The organism is Maribacter ulvicola, from assembly GCF_900155985.1.
Lineage (GTDB): Bacteria > Bacteroidota > Bacteroidia > Flavobacteriales > Flavobacteriaceae > Maribacter > Maribacter ulvicola.
Map to the genome: position 1 here is coordinate 251,757 of NZ_FTMA01000002.1, position 16,271 is coordinate 268,027.

The 16,271-nt window shown below is 37.0% G+C and carries 20 protein-coding genes; 16 read left to right on the top strand and 4 right to left on the bottom strand.

Features of this window, described 5'->3' with window-relative positions; all coding sequences use genetic code 11:
• The first annotated feature begins 67 nt into the window (after positions 1-67).
• The 10 genes from BW936_RS09820 (at position 68) to BW936_RS09865 (ending at position 9,204) form a co-directional block, all read left to right on the top strand.
• Positions 68-2,044, top strand: a complete 1,977-nt coding sequence (locus tag BW936_RS09820; RefSeq protein WP_076548212.1) for an alpha-ketoacid dehydrogenase subunit alpha/beta — start codon at positions 68-70, stop codon at positions 2,042-2,044.
• Positions 2,045-2,191: 147 nt separating this feature from the next.
• The gene (locus BW936_RS09825) at positions 2,192-2,671 is read left to right on the top strand and encodes a lipocalin family protein (RefSeq protein ID WP_076548213.1); all 480 of its coding nucleotides are present in this window, start codon (positions 2,192-2,194) and stop codon (positions 2,669-2,671) included.
• A 27-nt stretch (positions 2,672-2,698) separates the two neighbouring features.
• Positions 2,699-3,391 carry a YiaD family glycine zipper/OmpA-like lipoprotein gene (locus BW936_RS09830; RefSeq protein ID WP_076548214.1) on the top strand — a complete coding sequence of 231 codons (693 nt, stop codon included), beginning with the start codon at positions 2,699-2,701 and terminating at the stop codon, positions 3,389-3,391.
• An 82-nt stretch (positions 3,392-3,473) separates the two neighbouring features.
• The gene (locus tag BW936_RS09835) at positions 3,474-4,595 is read left to right on the top strand and encodes an NAD(P)/FAD-dependent oxidoreductase (protein ID WP_084182047.1); all 1,122 of its coding nucleotides are present in this window, start codon (positions 3,474-3,476) and stop codon (positions 4,593-4,595) included.
• Positions 4,595-5,302 (top strand): methyltransferase domain-containing protein, encoded by a 708-nt coding sequence (locus BW936_RS09840; RefSeq protein ID WP_076548216.1) that lies wholly within the window; start codon positions 4,595-4,597, stop codon positions 5,300-5,302. Before BW936_RS09835 ends, BW936_RS09840 begins: the two co-directional genes overlap by 1 nt.
• Positions 5,303-5,326: 24 nt before the next feature.
• Entirely contained in the window at positions 5,327-6,382 is a 1,056-nt protein-coding gene (locus BW936_RS09845) for a type III polyketide synthase (RefSeq protein ID WP_076548217.1), read from the top strand.
• Between the two features lie 18 nt (positions 6,383-6,400).
• The gene (locus BW936_RS09850) at positions 6,401-7,183 is read left to right on the top strand and encodes an enoyl-ACP reductase FabI (protein ID WP_076548218.1); all 783 of its coding nucleotides are present in this window, start codon (positions 6,401-6,403) and stop codon (positions 7,181-7,183) included.
• A 10-nt stretch (positions 7,184-7,193) separates the two neighbouring features.
• On the top strand, positions 7,194-7,643 hold the full coding sequence (locus tag BW936_RS09855) for a 3-hydroxyacyl-ACP dehydratase FabZ family protein (RefSeq protein WP_076548219.1): 450 nt from the start codon (positions 7,194-7,196) through the stop codon (positions 7,641-7,643).
• Positions 7,636-8,913 (top strand): beta-ketoacyl-[acyl-carrier-protein] synthase family protein, encoded by a 1,278-nt coding sequence (locus BW936_RS09860; protein WP_076548220.1) that lies wholly within the window; start codon positions 7,636-7,638, stop codon positions 8,911-8,913. The genes BW936_RS09855 and BW936_RS09860 overlap by 8 nt, the downstream gene beginning before the upstream one ends.
• 36 nt (positions 8,914-8,949) lie before the next feature.
• Positions 8,950-9,204, top strand: a complete 255-nt coding sequence (locus BW936_RS09865) for an acyl carrier protein (RefSeq protein WP_076548221.1) — start codon at positions 8,950-8,952, stop codon at positions 9,202-9,204.
• A gap of 23 nt (positions 9,205-9,227) precedes the next feature.
• Here the strand turns inward: BW936_RS09865 and BW936_RS09870 are convergent, their stop codons facing one another.
• On the bottom strand, positions 9,228-10,166 hold the full coding sequence (locus tag BW936_RS09870; RefSeq protein WP_076548222.1) for a TerC family protein: 939 nt from the start codon (positions 10,164-10,166) through the stop codon (positions 9,228-9,230).
• Between the two features lie 645 nt (positions 10,167-10,811).
• Positions 10,812-11,114: a ribosome hibernation-promoting factor, HPF/YfiA family gene (hpf, locus tag BW936_RS09875; RefSeq protein WP_076548223.1), complete on the bottom strand. Its 303-nt coding sequence runs from the start codon at positions 11,112-11,114 to the stop codon at positions 10,812-10,814.
• A gap of 234 nt (positions 11,115-11,348) precedes the next feature.
• On the opposite strand from hpf, the gene BW936_RS09880 reads away from it, so the two are divergent.
• The 6 genes from BW936_RS09880 (at position 11,349) to BW936_RS09905 (ending at position 15,112) form a co-directional block, all read left to right on the top strand.
• On the top strand, positions 11,349-11,663 hold the full coding sequence (locus BW936_RS09880) for a hypothetical protein (RefSeq protein WP_076548224.1): 315 nt from the start codon (positions 11,349-11,351) through the stop codon (positions 11,661-11,663).
• Positions 11,664-11,792: 129 nt separating this feature from the next.
• A complete protein-coding gene (locus tag BW936_RS09885; protein ID WP_143744095.1) occupies positions 11,793-12,107 on the top strand; it encodes a hypothetical protein in 315 nt (104 codons plus the stop codon).
• Between the two features lie 55 nt (positions 12,108-12,162).
• On the top strand, positions 12,163-12,705 hold the full coding sequence (locus BW936_RS09890) for a DUF4251 domain-containing protein (RefSeq protein WP_076548226.1): 543 nt from the start codon (positions 12,163-12,165) through the stop codon (positions 12,703-12,705).
• Positions 12,706-12,842: 137 nt separating this feature from the next.
• Positions 12,843-13,271, top strand: coding sequence for an FKBP-type peptidyl-prolyl cis-trans isomerase (locus BW936_RS09895; protein ID WP_076548227.1), 429 nt, complete (start codon positions 12,843-12,845; stop codon positions 13,269-13,271).
• Between the two features lie 93 nt (positions 13,272-13,364).
• Positions 13,365-13,871, top strand: coding sequence for a peroxiredoxin family protein (locus BW936_RS09900; RefSeq protein ID WP_244156207.1), 507 nt, complete (start codon positions 13,365-13,367; stop codon positions 13,869-13,871).
• Positions 13,871-15,112: a hypothetical protein gene (locus tag BW936_RS09905; protein WP_076548229.1), complete on the top strand. Its 1,242-nt coding sequence runs from the start codon at positions 13,871-13,873 to the stop codon at positions 15,110-15,112. Before BW936_RS09900 ends, BW936_RS09905 begins: the two co-directional genes overlap by 1 nt.
• On the opposite strand, the gene BW936_RS09910 is transcribed toward BW936_RS09905, so the two are convergent.
• Positions 15,105-15,575 carry an FKBP-type peptidyl-prolyl cis-trans isomerase gene (locus BW936_RS09910; RefSeq protein WP_076548230.1) on the bottom strand — a complete coding sequence of 157 codons (471 nt, stop codon included), beginning with the start codon at positions 15,573-15,575 and terminating at the stop codon, positions 15,105-15,107. The genes BW936_RS09905 and BW936_RS09910 overlap by 8 nt on opposite strands.
• Positions 15,576-15,665: 90 nt before the next feature.
• On the bottom strand, positions 15,666-15,863 hold the full coding sequence (locus tag BW936_RS09915; RefSeq protein WP_076548231.1) for a hypothetical protein: 198 nt from the start codon (positions 15,861-15,863) through the stop codon (positions 15,666-15,668).
• Positions 15,864-16,271: the final 408 nt, after the last annotated feature.

Below are 16,271 nucleotides of genomic sequence, written 5' to 3' on the forward strand. Positions count from 1 at the left end.
ATGGTCGATACTTGCTAGATGCATTTTTGTTACATTTATATTTTAATAGCCAAAATTGATCTAATTAATGAATTATACCGATTTTAAAGTTGCTCAAGATGATAAGTTGACACTTTATAAAGCAATGCTTAAACCTCGTATGATAGAGGAGAAAATGTTGATTTTATTACGACAAGGTAAAATTTCTAAATGGTTTAGTGGTATTGGTCAAGAGGCAATTTCTGTTGGGGTTGCTTCTGCCTTAAGCCGTGACGAATACATATTGCCAATGCATAGAAACCTTGGGGTGTTTACTACAAGAAAAATACCGTTGTACAGGTTATTTGCGCAGTGGCAAGGTAAGGCGAGCGGATTTACCCAAGGGCGTGATCGTAGTTTTCATTTTGGAACACAAGATTTTAAGATTGTGGGGATGATCTCGCATTTGGGGCCACAATTAGGTGTGGCAGACGGAATAGCGCTTGCACATAAATTAAAAAAAGAAAAGAAGGTAACCGCTGTTTTTACAGGAGAGGGGGCTACGAGCGAAGGGGATTTTCATGAAGCGTTGAACGTTGCTTCCGTATGGGATTTACCGGTACTTTTTTGCGTAGAGAATAATGGCTATGGCTTATCTACACCTACAAACGAGCAATTTCGTTGTGAAAATATTGCGGATAAGGGTGCCGGCTATGGCATGGAGTCTCATATTATAGATGGTAATAATATTTTAGAGGTCTATTTTAAAGTCGCCCACTTGGTGAGGGATATGAGAATAAACCCTAGACCGGTGTTGTTAGAATTTAAGACCTTTCGCATGCGTGGGCACGAAGAGGCAAGCGGCACAAAATATGTACCTCAAGAACTTTTAGACACTTGGGCGAAGAAGGATCCGTTAGCGAATTACACAAAGTATTTATTAGGCGAAAAGCTGTTGACCGAGGAAAGTATAGCGCGTTATAAGGCAAATATTCAGGCGGAAATTGATGAGCATCTAAGAAAAGCCTCTGACGAAGATGCTATAGTGCCTAATGAAAGTAAAGAATTAAATGAGGTGTATCAAAAAATTGACTTCAAGGAGGTTAAACCAATCAGTGCTGTAGCTAATATACGCTTGGTCGATGCTATATCAGAGGGATTGCGGCAATCTATGAAGAAATTCGATAATCTTGTTATCATGGGGCAAGATGTTGCGGAATATGGTGGTGTCTTTAAAATAACAGATGGCTTTGTCAATGATTTTGGTAAAGAGCGTGTACGTAATACACCAATTTGTGAATCGGCAATAGTAGCTGCGGCAATGGGGTTGTCCATTAACGGAATGAAGGCTGTTATGGAAATGCAATTTGCAGATTTTGCAAGTAGCGGTTTTAATCCTATTGTCAACTATTTAGCGAAGAGTTATTACAGATGGGGAGAAAAAGCAGATGTGGTAATTAGAATGCCTTGTGGTGGTGGAGTAGCCGCCGGTCCTTTTCATTCTCAGACGAATGAGGCCTGGTTTACCAAAACTCCAGGTCTAAAAGTCGTATACCCTGCCTATCCTTATGATGCAAAAGGATTGTTGGCTACCGCTATTGAAGACCCTAATCCTGTATTGTTTTTTGAACATAAAGGTTTGTATAGAAGTCTATATCAAGAAGTGCCGGTAGATTATTATACCTTACCGCTGGGTAAGGCCAGTCTTTTAAAACAAGGAGATCAGATTACCATTGTAACGTATGGTGCCGGTGTGCATTGGGCTTTGGAAACTTTAGAAAACAATCCAGATATACGTGCAGATCTTTTAGATTTACGAAGCTTACAGCCATTAGATACTAAAGCTATTTATGATTCCGTGGTAAGAACCGGAAAGCTAATTATACTTCAAGAAGACAGTCTGTTTGGGGGCATTGCCAGTGACATCTCTGCCATGGTGATGGAGAATTGTTTTGAGTATTTAGATGGTCCAATTAAAAGAGTAGGTAGTTTAGAAACCCCCATTCCTTTTAATTCCAAGCTAGAGCAGCAATATCTTGCCAAGTCTAGGTTTGAATCAGATTTAAGAGAACTTATCGCCTATTAGGGAAATCCGTTAACAAAAATGTTAAAAGAGGTAATAGGTAAAGGTTTTTAGAAGCATCTTTGCCTTGTTATTTGGTGGAAATGTTAGGTAGCATCCATCCAAAATTTAACAATTAACGTATATAGATCAAACCTAAATAATTTACTTATGAAAAAAATGATTTGGCTTTTTAGTATCGTAATTTTAATATCCTCATGTTCAGTATCTAAGGATGCAAGAGGTAAGCGAAACTTATTAAGCGGCACATGGACATTGAACAATGTTTCTTTTGAAGGTAACAATGGCAATGTTAAAGCGTTATTATTTAATGATGTTGAAGATATTTGTCTAGAAGGCAGTCAGTGGTTCTTTCGTGATAATAATAGTACGGGTAAGTATACCATTAGCCCATCTACATTTTGTACCGGCGGAGATCGTTATATAAGATGGTCCGTAGTAGAACGTGAAGAGAACTATAACAGTCAGTTACAATTTAAATTTATCGATGAGAAATATAAAGATATTTCTGGTGGTGTAGGCTACCGTTTAAATATCCAAAACCTTACCGAATATGCTATGACATTAAAATCTAACGTTATGGTAGAGGGTACTCCAATTAATGTTGTTTACGAATTCACTAAAAATTAAAACCTACTTAAAACTTAAAATAAGCATATGAAAACAATGATATTACGCAGAACTAGTTACATTCTTGCTCTTGCCATGGTAATGAGCTGTAGTACGGTAAAAAACGCAAATAAAACACAAAAAGGGGCGGTAATAGGTGCATCTGGTGGTGCCGTTATTGGCGGAATCTTAGGAAATAACGTCGGTAGTGGAAATAATACTGCCTTAGGTGCTATTTTAGGTGCTGCCATAGGTGGTGCTGCCGGTGGGTATATTGGTAATAGAATGGACCGTCAAGCAGAACGTATTGAAGAAGAAATTCCTGGTGCAGAGGTTAAGCGTGTTGGTGAAGGTATCAATGTAACGTTTAATGAAGATGCCGGTGTGTATTTTGATACCAACAAATCTAATGTTCAAGGTACTTCAGCTACTACTTTAAATAAATTGGTAAATATTTTTAAAGAATATCCTAAGTCTAATGTTTTGGTAGAAGGTCATACCGATAGTGCTGGTGCGGAAGAATATAATTTAAAACTGTCTAAGCAAAGAGCAGAGTCCGTTACCAACTACCTAATTAGCAAAGGTATCGATGCTAGTCGTTTTGATACCAAATGGTATGGTGAAATGCAGCCGGTAGGTGATAATAGCACTACAGCAGGCAAAGCTAAAAATAGACGTGTAGAGTTGGCTATTGTAGCTAGTGAGTCTTTAAAACAAGAAGCACAAACACAAACCAACTAAGAGATACAAATTTTAGTATTGAGTTAAAATTAAAGCCCTGCAAATGCAGGGCTTTTTTTGTTTTTGGTGTAACTTCCATGCAGTGAAAGAGCATAGCATAGTAATTATTGGAGGTGGATTGGCAGGTTTGACTGCCGCCATTCATTTGTCTTTGGAAGGCTTGGATGTTGCCGTTATTGAAATGAAACCATTACCGCATCATAAAGTATGTGGTGAATATGTATCCAAGGAAATACAACCGTATTTAAAACGGTTAGGGATAGACCTTAAATTTGAGGGAGCTGTAGACATCTCAAAGTTTCAAATAAGCACTCAAGACGGCTACATAGTGGAAACCGATTTGCCATTGGGCGGATTCGGGATTAGTAGATATGCGCTTGATCATTTGCTATATCAAAGAGCACAGGAATTGGGTGTTCAGTTTTATTTTGAGAAAGTGATTGAAACAGTTTTCAAAGAAGACCTTTTTACCATTAAGACCAAGTCCGGATGCTATTCTTCTAAAATAGCCATTGGGGCTTATGGTAAACGTTCTGTTCTTGACAAAACTTTAGATAGGGATTTCAGTAAGAGAAAGCAATCTTGGTTGGCTGTAAAAGCACATTATAGCATAGCCGATTTCCCTAAGAATTTAGTGGCATTGCATAATTTTAAGGGCGGTTATGGCGGACTATCACAAACAGAATCTGGAGCTGTCAATTTCTGCTACCTGGCTCATTATGATAGTTTTAAGAAGTATAAAGATGTAGAAAGTTTTAATACGGAGGTAGTTGCCGAAAACCCGTTTTTAAAGCAGTTTTTATCAAGTGCCAAGCCCATATTTGACCAGCCTATGACCATAGCCCAAATAGCATTCGATAAAAAAGAAAATGTTGTGGATCACATGCTTATGTGCGGAGATACTGCGGGACTCATACATCCTTTATGTGGTAATGGTATGGCAATGGCTATTCATAGTGCAAAAATAGCTTCTGAATTTATTGTACGTTTTTTTAAAGATGCAGATTATTCCAGAAATATTTTAGAACAAGATTATAAGGGGGCCTGGGCAAAAGCTTTTAAAAAACGTCTGTGGTTCGGCAGAAAATTACAAGGTATTCTAATGAACAAAACATGGGTTTCGGTAGGAATAAAATCCGTTGGAAGGTCCAATTCAATATTGAAGTTTATTATTTCTAAAACCCATGGGGACTTGATAGCATAATGAGAGATTTTACACATAGAAGTAGTGAAGTGGAGCTTATGGATACCTTTTCTGGTCCCATAAATGAGTTGGAAACCATACTACAAGACATCAATAGGGTAAATAAATTGCTGGGTGGTTATCGTATTACTTTAAGTGCTGTTTTTGAGTTGATTAGATTGGGTTTTAAGGAATCGTATACGATTTTAGATATGGGTTGCGCGGAAGGAACCATGCTAAGAAAGTTGGCAGATGTGGCTAGAAAACGAAATATAAAACTAAAATTGATCGGAGTAGATTTTAATGAGCAAGGCTTGCAATTGGCACGGCAATATTCCAAATATTATCCAGAGATCAGTTATGTAAAGACCGATATTTTAAAGTCCGATTTTTCTGAATGGGATATAGATGTAGTAATGACCACATTGACCTTGCATCATTTTACGGATAAAGGAGTGCTTAAGTTTGTAAATCGGTATGTAGAAATAGCAAAATTGGGCGTAGTGATAAATGATTTGGAGCGGAGTCCCGTTGCCTATTATTTATTTAAGGCATTCAGTTTCTTCTTTATTAAAACGGAAATTGCCAAAAAAGACGGCCTGTTATCCATCCGTAGGGCATTTAAAAAGGAAGAATTACAGCATTTTGCAGGTCAGGTAACCCAGGCATCTCATCACATCAAATGGAAATGGGCATTTAGATATGCATGGATTTTAAAAAAGAAATAGGTAGATTGAAGATTAAGAACAACTATGAATCATACAAGAATTGTTAGTGTAACCAAAGAATTGCCACCGTATTCTAGAGATACTAAGGATATTATTCCCCTTGTAGAATTCTGGCTGAGCGAACAAGAGGAGCGTTTCTCTAGAAAGGTCGTTAAGATTTTTGAAGGTGCGGCGGTAGATAAACGGTATTCAATTATGCCACCAGAAGATGTATTTGTAACCACTTCTTTTGAAGATAAAAACAAAATATATAGTAAGGAAGCCAAGCGAATGGGAGTAAATGTGTTAAAAAACGCACTAGAGAAAAGTAATTGGACCGCTACTTCTTTAGATTATATCATTACGGTAAGTTGTACGGGTATTATGATTCCGTCTTTAGATGCATATTTGATCAATGAATTGGGTATGCGGCAAGATGTTGTAAGGCTCCCGGTAACAGAAATGGGTTGCGCCGCTGGAGTATCCGGACTTATTTATGCCCATAACTTCTTAAAATCAAATCCAGGTAAGCGTATTGCTTTGGTTGCTGTTGAGAGTCCCACTGCAACCTTTCAGCTAGAAGATTTTTCCATGGCAAATATGGTAAGTGCCGCTATTTTTGGAGATGGCGCAGCTTGTGTTTTACTATCATCTGAAGAAGATGCGGTTGGTCCAAAGATCATTGGGGAAGAAATGTATCACTTTAAGGACGCTACCCAAATGATGGGGTTTGATCTAACCAATCACGGATTAAAGCTGATTCTTGATCCCGCAGTGCCAGAAACCATTTCCGATCACTTTGGGGATATCGTACATCCATTTCTAGAAAAGTATGGGAGTGATATTGAGAACGTAGACCACTTAATATTTCATCCCGGAGGAAAGAAAATAGTACAGACAGTAGAATCGCTTTTTGGTGCTTTAGGTAAGAATATAATTGATACAAGAGAGGTGTTGCGTTTGTACGGTAATATGAGTAGCGCTACTGTTTTATACGTGTTAGAGCGTTTCTTAGAAAAAGATATAGCAGCAGGTGAACAGGGATTAATATTGAGTTTTGGTCCCGGGTTCTCTGCACAACGGGTTTTAATAGAATGGTAAAACAATCAAAAAGTAATTATGAAAAGTAAGCATTGGGCATTGATTTTAGGAGGAAGTAGCGGTCTAGGTCTAGCTACGGCAAAGAAATTGGCTCGTCACGGGTACCATATTTTAATCATGCACCGTGATCGCCGTGCCGCTATGGATGATATTGAAAAAGGATTCGATGAAATTCGTGGCTTTGGTAATTCATTTTTAGCCATGAACGTAGATGTGTTGAATGCCGATAAACGCTCAGATATTATTTCTAACATTCAACAGCAACTCCCACAAGGACATCAAATAAAAGTGTTGATACATAGTGTGGCAAAAGGAACGTTGAAGCCCATGCATTCAGAAAGCGGACCAACGTTGACAGCTACCGATTTTAGAATCACTTTTGATGCCATGGCACTGAGTTTATATGATTGGACCAAAGCATTGGCAACGGCGGGGTTGTTTGCTGAAGATACGCGCATCATATCATTTACAAGTGAAGGGAATACGAAGGCATTACCAAATTATGGAGCTGTTTCTGTGGCTAAAGTGGCTTTAGAGGCATTGACCAGAAGTATTGCGTTAGAGTTTGCACCAATGGGTATAAAGGCGAATTGCATACAGGCAGGTATTACCATGACCAAATCCTTTTCTATGATTCCCGGATACGAAAAGATAAAGGAAAATGCGTTAAAAAAGAATCCGCAGAACAGATTAACACTGCCCGAAGACGTTGCAAATGCAGTGTATTTGCTAACTATGGATGAAGCAAAATGGATTACCGGAACCGTGATTAAAGTGGATGGTGGAGAAAGTTTGATGTAATATAATGGTGATGAAAGAATCTTATGATTGGATATTGAACCGCTTGCCCTACACAGAACCATTTCTTTATGTAGAGGAGATTAGTTATGTAAATGATAAAGGTGCGGAAGGCAGTTATCGGTTTTCACCTGATGCCCATTTTTACAAAGGCCATTTTAAAAACAATCCTGTTACTCCGGGAGTGCTATTGACCGAATGTTGTGCACAAATTGGCTTGGTATGTTTGGGAATACATCTATTAGGGAAAGAGACGAAATTAGAAAATATAACCATTGGCATGAGCAGCTCACAAATGGAATTTTTGCTACCCGTTTTTCCGGGGGAATGTGTTAGGGTGGTGTCGGAATTGGTTTACTACCGATTTCAAAAATTAAAATGTGAAGTGAAAATGTATGATGAAGATGATAAACTGGTCTGCAAAGGAGTTTTGGCAGGCATGATAGACACAGGAAATGAATAGACGTGTTGTAATTACGGGCTTGGGAGTATGTGCGCCAAATGGTGTAGGGCTTACTGATTTCACCAATGCTTTGCTGGATGGTAAAAGCGGACTACGGCATCAGCCAAATTTAGAGAAGTTGGGCTTTGGTTGTCAAGTAGCGGGAGAACCTTTAGTAAAAGATAAGCTCATAGAATATTATTTTACGCCATTAGAACGTAGGGGCTTGAATGCTACGGGAATTGTATACGGGGTCATAGCAGGTATAGATGCTTGGAAAGATGCCGGTTTAGAGAAAAATACAACAGATGAACCAAGTTGGGACCGTGGAGTTATTTTTGGAACAGGAATTTTAGGGGTCGATAAGTTTAGGGAAGCTATTCATTTAATTGATGAAGGAAATGTGCGTAGGCTTGGCAGTACTTCGGTAATCCAGACTATGGCAAGCGGCATAAGTGCCTATTTAGGCGGATTGCTAGGTTGTGGAAATCAAGTTACTACGAACTCCGCAGCATGCACTACGGGTACCGAGGGTATTATTATGGCCTACGACAGAATTAGTCAGGGTAAGGCTGAAATTATGCTGACAGGTAGTTGTAGCGATAGTGGACCGTATGTATGGGGTGGTTTTGATGCCATGCGTATTCTACCAAGAGGTTATAATGACAATCCCACAAAAGCAAGCAGGCCTATGAGTGCCACAGCGGGCGGATTTATACCCGGAAGTGGCGCAGGAGCTTTGGTGCTAGAGTCATTAGAAAGTGCAAAGAAACGTGGAGCACGTATATATGCAGAAGTACTTGGAGGAGAAATCAATAGCGGTGGTCAAATAGGAGAAGGATCCATGACTGCACCAAATAGTATAGCGGTGCAGCGCTGTATTCGTAATGCCATTACAAATTCGGGAATTGAAGCTTCTGATATTGATGTCATCAACGGACATTTAACCGCAACGTCTAAAGACGGACTGGAAATAGAAAATTGGAGTAAAGCACTGGAAAGAAAATATGATGATTTTCCGTATATAAATTCTTTCAAAGGATCGGTGGGTCATTGTTTGGCTGCGGCAGGTAGTATAGAAAGTGTAGCCACAGTTTTACAATTTAAGGAACAGGTGGTTTTTAAAAATGTAAACTGTGATGATATCCATCCGGAGATTTTAGCAGTCATATCAGAATCTTGCATCCCAAGGGAAACCAAAAGACATCAGTCAAAAATTATCGCAAAGGCAAGCTTCGGATTCGGAGATGTAAATGCGTGTGTTATTTTTAAATCATTTTCAAAAGAATAAATATATACCAAAAAGTATTTTTAATAAAATTCACATATGCTTAAAGAAGAAAAGTATCAGAAATTAAAAGATATAATAAAAATCTATCTGCCGGAAGACGTAGCAGTTACTGACATTGAACAAGACAGTCACTTCATGAACCATTTAAATATCAACTCTGCCAATCTTGTGGATATTGTTTTGGATGTTGAAGATGCTTTTGACATCCGCCTAGAAAATGAGGATATGGAAAAAATGCAAACCGTCAATGACGCCATGGCCATTATAGATACTAAATTGGCAGCAAAATAAATTGCATTAGCTGTAATGGTGCATTATTTTTTCTCTTTGGTTAACGTAGAAGCTAAAATGCCAGATATCAATGCTACCGAAATAACGGTCAAAGAAACCCATTCAGGTAAGTGAACATAATGGGAAAACAACATCTTTAAACCCACAAAAGCTAAAATAACAACAAGGCTATAATTGATATATCTGAACTTTTCTAGCATTCTTGAAATTAGAAAATACATAGAACGTAATCCTAGAATAGCTAAGATGTTAGAGCTGAATACAATAAATGGGTCAGCGGTTATTGCCAAAATTGCGGGTATACTGTCTAATGCAAACAGAATATCGGTCAGTTCAATTACGATTAAGGCTACAAATAGGGGAGTAGCAGCATTAAGGCCCATTCGTTTTACAAAGAAATCATGACCGTGCATGGTTGTGGTAACCGGGTAAATCTTTTTAATTTGCCTAAATACGAATGAATTTTTGGGGTCAAAATTATCATCATCACCCTTCAACATATTAAACGCCGTGTAAAGCAAGAATACACCGAATACATAAATAATCCATTCAAATTTCGTGATCAGGGCTACGCCGAAAAGAATCATTAAAGCCCTAAAAACGATGGCACCTAAAATTCCCCAAAATAAAACTCGGTGTTGGTACAAAGGTGGAATTTTAAAAGAGGAGAATATTACCGCAATAACAAAAACGTTGTCTACACTTAGTGAAAGTTCAATTAGATATCCTGTAATATATTTTAATACAGCATCATTAGGTGATAGGCCCGTTGGGTTCGCAATAATTTCTTCGCTAAAAAGCCAATAGATAACGCCACTAAAAGCAAAGGCTACCGTAACAAAGATAGCCGTCCAGATACCGGCTTCTTTTGACTTTATAACATGTTCATCCTTATGAAAAACGCCTAAATCCAAGGCTAGGAATATTAGAACTAAGGTGATAAATACAATCCAGACTATCATAAAGAAATTTTCAAGCTGCAAAGGTATTAAAAATTGATTTCATGTATTTCATTTCTTTCAAATGTTCAATGGTTGAAAATCAACGTATTAAATTTTGCTGTGAGATTGCAAATATGAATTGGAATAATGGATATAGTTACTGTAATCCTATGAAAAATTAACCAGAAAAAATGAAGTGTCAAAATATAAGGAGAAAAAGAATATCAGTCCCGGTTAGCGCGCATTTAGATTATAATTGTTTAAAATATGCAGTTGAAAAAACAAATGTATTAGATCTTAGGTAATTTTAAATAAGGAGTTACAGAACACATTTATACTTCTGGTTAAAGTGGATTATGGATAAACCGTTCCTAAGGACATGGCATTTTTGCAGTGTGATTTAGTGTACTGCTATGATATGAAAGAAATGTAAGGTGCTATCCAGATATATGATGCAAGAAGAAAAATATTATACGATAATTGAGATTTAAATGCTTCGCAATCTTGCGCAAATATAAACACCATATACAGCTCGGAACTTTACGAGCATGTCTTTAAATTGCTTATTTCATTAACATAAGCGAAATCCATGTGCTAAATAGTTACCTACCGTATCTACAACTTACGCTGAATTGTAAATAGCAAAGAGTGTAAAAAAAATGCAGTCTAATGAGACTGCATTTTTGCTTTTCTTTTTTCTAATTGGCGTTGTAAATCCTCAATAGAGGAAGCAATAGCTGCTTCAAAACTACCGGAAGATGACTGTGCGAACAGGCGTGGACCTGGTGCGCTCAATCGAATATTACATACCATTCCAGAATCAGGAGAAGAGGTATTCTCTTTTTTAAAGAAAACATCGGATCGAACAATAAAATCATATTTATCCAATAATTTCTCTATTTTCTCAGCAGCCATAATTTCTAATCGGTTGCTAGCTTTTACATCGTCGTATTCAAAATTGATATTCATAGGCTAAAAGTTTAGTTTAAGGTACTCATTTCAGCAACGCATTACAACTAAAAAAATCTTAATATTTTTTAATGTAGGCGTTAAGAATTACTAATCGTTTTGTTTCTATACCGTTAGCTAAAATGCGTTTAATTTAAAGTAAAGTTAAACTTACACAAACATAGCTTAAATATGCGCCTCTTTTTTTATATTGAAGTATAATTCCCACAATTTTTCTTAATTAAAACAACTGTCATGGAGAACGTACAGGACAAATCTATGTGTTTAGGTAAATTGGAGCGTTGTTATCATACGATACAACAATTTAAAAAAAGGGTAGATTCTTATATGTATGAGCCTACCACTATGGCGTTGTTTGAAACCAAGTTGTATTTAAAGGGTAGGATCACAAAGCTTTCAGAAACCAATCAAAAATTGTTGGGATACTTGAAATCTTCTAATGAAATATTGCCTGAGCATTATAAACAGGTTAATTATCACATACGTGAAACATTTGAACTTGAATTCGATTTTTTAGAATATACTATGAGATTTAGACCACCCGTTTAAATGCCCATTTTTGGGTTCAATGGTTTTAAAATATCTAAAATGATGTAAAGTTTTAGTATTAAAGGTGTTCTAAACAAAATCATAGTATTTTAGACCTAGAACACTTATGAATTTAATATGAAATTTTTCATGCGATCATTTATATGCTGCACATTTTTCTGTACGGCTATAATGAACTCACAAAAGAACCATGCTGTACATACAAAAACAGGCGAAGAGAATGAAGGTCCGGTAATGTTTCAATTTGAGCCTGATTACGAAACTGCCGTACAGTTGCAAAGAGAAGCGTTGAAACAGAAAATTAGAGGATTGGATACTCTAGATATATCTGATCGAAAGCGTCGCCGTATGATCAAGGTTTTATATAAAGCATCTGGCAAGGTAAACCTTAAGAAGTCAGTTGAAGTGGATACTAAATTTGGGAAAGAAGAGTCTGAAGATTAAATTTCACCTTTTGGCATAGATTTGGTAGCTTATTAGGTGTAAAAAATTATCCGCTATGAGAAAATTACTTTTATGTATAAGTGCTATAGGTATTCTGGTAAGTTGTTCGTCTTCAAATACCGTAATTAATTCAGCTCATCCTATTCATGAGTTAATGAAAACAAAACAGATCATCTTTGAGGCACAATCTGCAAGCCCTATGGTTACTTCTAGTTTAAATGCCATTGCAGACAACGGACTTATTCCGTCTGGTAGTACCATTTCCCGTATAGATTTAAACGGCAATACTAATTACCTGAAGATTTTTGGTGATAGTGTTTCCGCTGATTTGCCTTTTTTTGGGGAACGCCAGTTTGGTGGTGGTTATGGAACCGATACGGGAATTGAGTTCAATGGACTTCCAGAAAGTTACTCACAAGAATTTAATAGCAATAAGCAAAAGTATACCATAAGATTTCAGATTAGCGATACCTCAGATCTATATACCATTTATATGGAGGTCTTTCCTAACCAGAATGCTGTAGTATCCATAAACATGGCCAATAGAAACCCAATCCGATTTAATGGTACTATAAAAGCTTTAAAAGAAGAGGAATAACCTATTAAGAACGAGTTTTTTGACTTTTAATGTTAAGAAGAGGATAAAAAGTGAAGGTTTTGCCATATTTTTCGTTATTCCCTACTGAGAACGATACCTTTGCGCCTCAATTAAGTTAAATAGTAGAATTTAATAGTATGAGTAAAGTAAAAGCAGATAGTCAAGTAAAAGTACATTACACAGGTAAATTAAGTAATGGTGAAATATTTGATAGTTCAGTAGATAGAGAGCCATTAGATGTAAAATTAGGACAAGGTAGTTTAATACCAGGTTTTGAAAAGGGATTGCTTGACATGGAGGCAAACGATAAAAAGACCATCGTTATCGCTAAAGAAGATGCATACGGAGAAAAGCAAAAAGAGCTTTTTCAAACGGTTCAAAAATCAGATTTACCACAGGATATGGAGCCTAAAGTAGATATGGCACTTATGGCTACGAATGCAGATGGTAGCGAAAGACAGTTACGTGTTGCGGAAGTAAACGAGAATGATATCGTTGTTGATGCAAATCACCCATTGGCAGGTGAAGACTTGACCTTTGAATTAGAATTGGTAGAAGTTAAATAAGACACTACATTTAGTAGATGAAAAACCGCCTATTTGGCGGTTTTTTTGTTTCTAAGGGTACCGGTTTCATAATGCTAAATAGTATATTTGAACATGCATTTAAGAACATTTATATACCTAATTTTTACGATGGTGATCGTAGCCTGTAAAGAGGAAAAGACCCAGAAGGCAGCACCTGAAAGTATTGAAACCACTACTGAGAAAGTGGTGACTTCAACCTATGAAGATTTAGAAGGCAACCCAGTAGAATTAAGCGATTATAAAGGTAAGCGTGTAGTACTTAATTATTGGGCAACATGGTGCAGACCTTGCATAGAAGAAATGCCAGATATGGAGAAGGCCCAAGCCATTTTAGCTGATGAGGATTATGTATTTCTATTTGCATCTGATCAATCTATAGATACGATAAACAAGTTTAAAGAAACGCGTGGTTTTAATTTAGATTATATAAAGTTCAACGGGGTATATGCCAAGATAAATGTAAGTGCCTTGCCGGCAACATTTGTTTATAATGCAGTAGGGGAGCAGGTGTTACGTTTTGATGGAGGTTTGAAATGGGATAGTCCTGAGATGATTGAAAAATTAAAAGCAGTACAGTAATGCGGTTATTACTCAATTCCTTTATTCTTTTTGTAGGGTTTGGTTTATTTTATGGTTGTAATGAAAAACCTAAAAAATCAGAATCGGAAGCATCGATGATTATCGTTGAAGAAATGAAATCTCCTGCTACCCCGGCGAGTGCATTGCCGCATCTAATGTCTAATAAAGATGTTGCGCTACTTTCATGGGTAGAAACTCCAAACGATTCCTTGGCAGTAATGAAATTTTCAGAATTGATCAATGGCGAATGGCAAGAAGCGCAAAATATACTGAGTGGTACAGATTGGTTCGTAAACTGGGCAGACTACCCAATGATTTCCGAAAACAATGGTAATCTGTGGTCCCATATTCTAAAGAAATCTACCACAGGTACCTATTCATATGATGTAAAGATGAACGTAAAGCCTAAAGGTGTAACAGGTTGGAAAACTGCATTGTCTTTACATACCGATGGCACACCCACAGAACACGGTTTTATAAGTGTAGTCCCCTATAAAAATAACTTCTTTGTGAATTGGCTAGATGGTAGAAATACCGAAGAAAATGAAGCAGGTGAGCGCGGAGCAATGACCTTGCGTGGCGGTGTAGTTTCTGTTACGGGACAGCTATTGAAAGAGTATGAGCTGGATACTAAAACGTGCGATTGTTGCCAGACTACCTCTGCGATAACCGATAACGGACCAATAGTAGTCTATAGAGATCGCTCAGACAATGAAATACGAGATATCAGTATTGTACGTCAGGTGAAAGGGGAGTGGACAACACCACAAGTACTACATAAAGATGATTGGCAGATCAAAGGGTGTCCGGTAAACGGACCAAAAGTAGATGCCTTGGGTAACAACTTGGTAGTAGCTTGGTTTACAGGTGCATCAAAAAAACAAAAAGTACAAATCGCTTTTTCTTCGGATGGCGGAGCAGAATTTAGTCTACCGGTTACGGTTGCCGAAGGTATGATTATGGGTCGTGTAGATGTACTTTGGATGGACGAAGATTACGCAGTGGTAAGTTGGATGGAAGCCGATGACAAAACCGCCTTGTTCAAAACTATGCGGGTAGGTACAGATGGTACAACTTCTAAAAGTCAATTGATTACTGAAATGGCCGATTCTAGAAAGTCGGGATTTCCACAAATGGAAATCATCGAAGAAATCCTATATTTTGCATGGACCGAGCAAGTTGGGGCAGTAACAAACATACGGACAGCAAAGTTGTCCATAGATGCGTTTAAACCTAATTGACCGACTTCAATTCTATATCAAAAATCAATACAGAACCACCAGGTATGCCGTTATAGTTAAAGCTGCCGTACGCTAGGTGAGACGGAACAAGTAAAATTCCTTTGCCACCTTCATTGAACAATTGAATTCCTTCTGTCCAGCCTTTAATAACTTGATTAAGACCAATGGCCAAACCCGCTGTATTTTGATCAAAAACAGTACCGTCTAGAAAATATCCTTTATATATTACGGTTACATTAGAAGAAGCGGACGGTTTTACGCCGTCTCCTTGGTTTTCAATGATGTAGTGCAATCCAGAAGCAGTGGTTTGTGATTCTAGATCGTTAGCGGTTAAATAGGTTTTTATCTCTTCTTCATTGATAGTAGTATAATCAATAGGGTCTACATTGATAGGGTCTTTGTCATCTGATGATAAACAAGAAACCATAGTAGTGGTAATAAAAAGGAGTATAAGGTATTTCATTATCTGAGTATTTGGGATATTGGTTTTTATTTAAATTAAATGCTTTCTTATATAGTGAGAGGAATGTACGGTAAAGTAGATAAGTTCCGTTTAGGCAATAAAAGTATTTACGGAAAAACGGATACTACAATTTTTATAGAGGTATTTTTGAAATTTTATAGCCTGGGATTGCGATTCAAAAATAACGGCTTCTGTAATGCTGTTCGCTAAAACAAGATGCCCAATAAGATACTCTACGTAGTAGGTATTGTTTTCAGAAAGAAGAACAAAATTTGGCTTATTCGTCACGCTATTTATTTTATGATACTAAAATAATGCATTTATTTATGTGATTCTAATTTTTTTAGATTTCCTTGTGAAATGTATATTTTATTAGGGTTGTTATTATTTTGTTTTCCATTTTTCATGCCATTTGCATACCAATGAAAATGACGGTTTTAAAGATGAAATGGATGCCTCATAATTTAAACAGTAATAGCGAATTGCCTTAGAAGTATTGCGATGGAAAAAATACATTACATGCCTGAAATTGTACAGGGTAGCTATAGAATAGGGTTAGCATATTATAATTTCTATGACATAGAATTAAGGGAAATTACAGTGGTAGTAAAACATTCTATTTTACATAATATAAATTATAGTACAAAGCATAGCATTTGAACCAGACAACAGAATTTCCGTTTGTAAGCTATAATT

What these genes read in the sequence shown, in the direction of transcription:
- BW936_RS09905 (WP_076548229.1), top strand. Translation starts at nt 13,871, where the DNA reads ATGCGGTTATTACTCAATTCCTTTATTCTTTTTGTAGGGTTTGGTTTA.
- BW936_RS09865 (WP_076548221.1), top strand. Translation starts at nt 8,950, where the DNA reads ATGCTTAAAGAAGAAAAGTATCAGAAATTAAAAGATATAATAAAAATC.
- BW936_RS09890 (WP_076548226.1), top strand. Translation starts at nt 12,163, where the DNA reads ATGAGAAAATTACTTTTATGTATAAGTGCTATAGGTATTCTGGTAAGT.
- BW936_RS09840 (WP_076548216.1), top strand. Translation starts at nt 4,595, where the DNA reads ATGAGAGATTTTACACATAGAAGTAGTGAAGTGGAGCTTATGGATACC.
- BW936_RS09825 (WP_076548213.1), top strand. Translation starts at nt 2,192, where the DNA reads ATGAAAAAAATGATTTGGCTTTTTAGTATCGTAATTTTAATATCCTCA.
- BW936_RS09880 (WP_076548224.1), top strand. Translation starts at nt 11,349, where the DNA reads ATGGAGAACGTACAGGACAAATCTATGTGTTTAGGTAAATTGGAGCGT.
- BW936_RS09830 (WP_076548214.1), top strand. Translation starts at nt 2,699, where the DNA reads ATGAAAACAATGATATTACGCAGAACTAGTTACATTCTTGCTCTTGCC.
- BW936_RS09855 (WP_076548219.1), top strand. Translation starts at nt 7,194, where the DNA reads ATGAAAGAATCTTATGATTGGATATTGAACCGCTTGCCCTACACAGAA.
- BW936_RS09870 (WP_076548222.1), bottom strand. Translation starts at nt 10,166, where the DNA reads ATGATAGTCTGGATTGTATTTATCACCTTAGTTCTAATATTCCTAGCC.
- BW936_RS09845 (WP_076548217.1), top strand. Translation starts at nt 5,327, where the DNA reads ATGAATCATACAAGAATTGTTAGTGTAACCAAAGAATTGCCACCGTAT.
- BW936_RS09900 (WP_244156207.1), top strand. Translation starts at nt 13,365, where the DNA reads ATGCATTTAAGAACATTTATATACCTAATTTTTACGATGGTGATCGTA.
- BW936_RS09885 (WP_143744095.1), top strand. Translation starts at nt 11,793, where the DNA reads ATGCGATCATTTATATGCTGCACATTTTTCTGTACGGCTATAATGAAC.
- BW936_RS09820 (WP_076548212.1), top strand. Translation starts at nt 68, where the DNA reads ATGAATTATACCGATTTTAAAGTTGCTCAAGATGATAAGTTGACACTT.
- BW936_RS09850 (WP_076548218.1), top strand. Translation starts at nt 6,401, where the DNA reads ATGAAAAGTAAGCATTGGGCATTGATTTTAGGAGGAAGTAGCGGTCTA.
- BW936_RS09860 (WP_076548220.1), top strand. Translation starts at nt 7,636, where the DNA reads ATGAATAGACGTGTTGTAATTACGGGCTTGGGAGTATGTGCGCCAAAT.
- hpf (WP_076548223.1), bottom strand. Translation starts at nt 11,114, where the DNA reads ATGAATATCAATTTTGAATACGACGATGTAAAAGCTAGCAACCGATTA.
- BW936_RS09910 (WP_076548230.1), bottom strand. Translation starts at nt 15,575, where the DNA reads ATGAAATACCTTATACTCCTTTTTATTACCACTACTATGGTTTCTTGT.
- BW936_RS09895 (WP_076548227.1), top strand. Translation starts at nt 12,843, where the DNA reads ATGAGTAAAGTAAAAGCAGATAGTCAAGTAAAAGTACATTACACAGGT.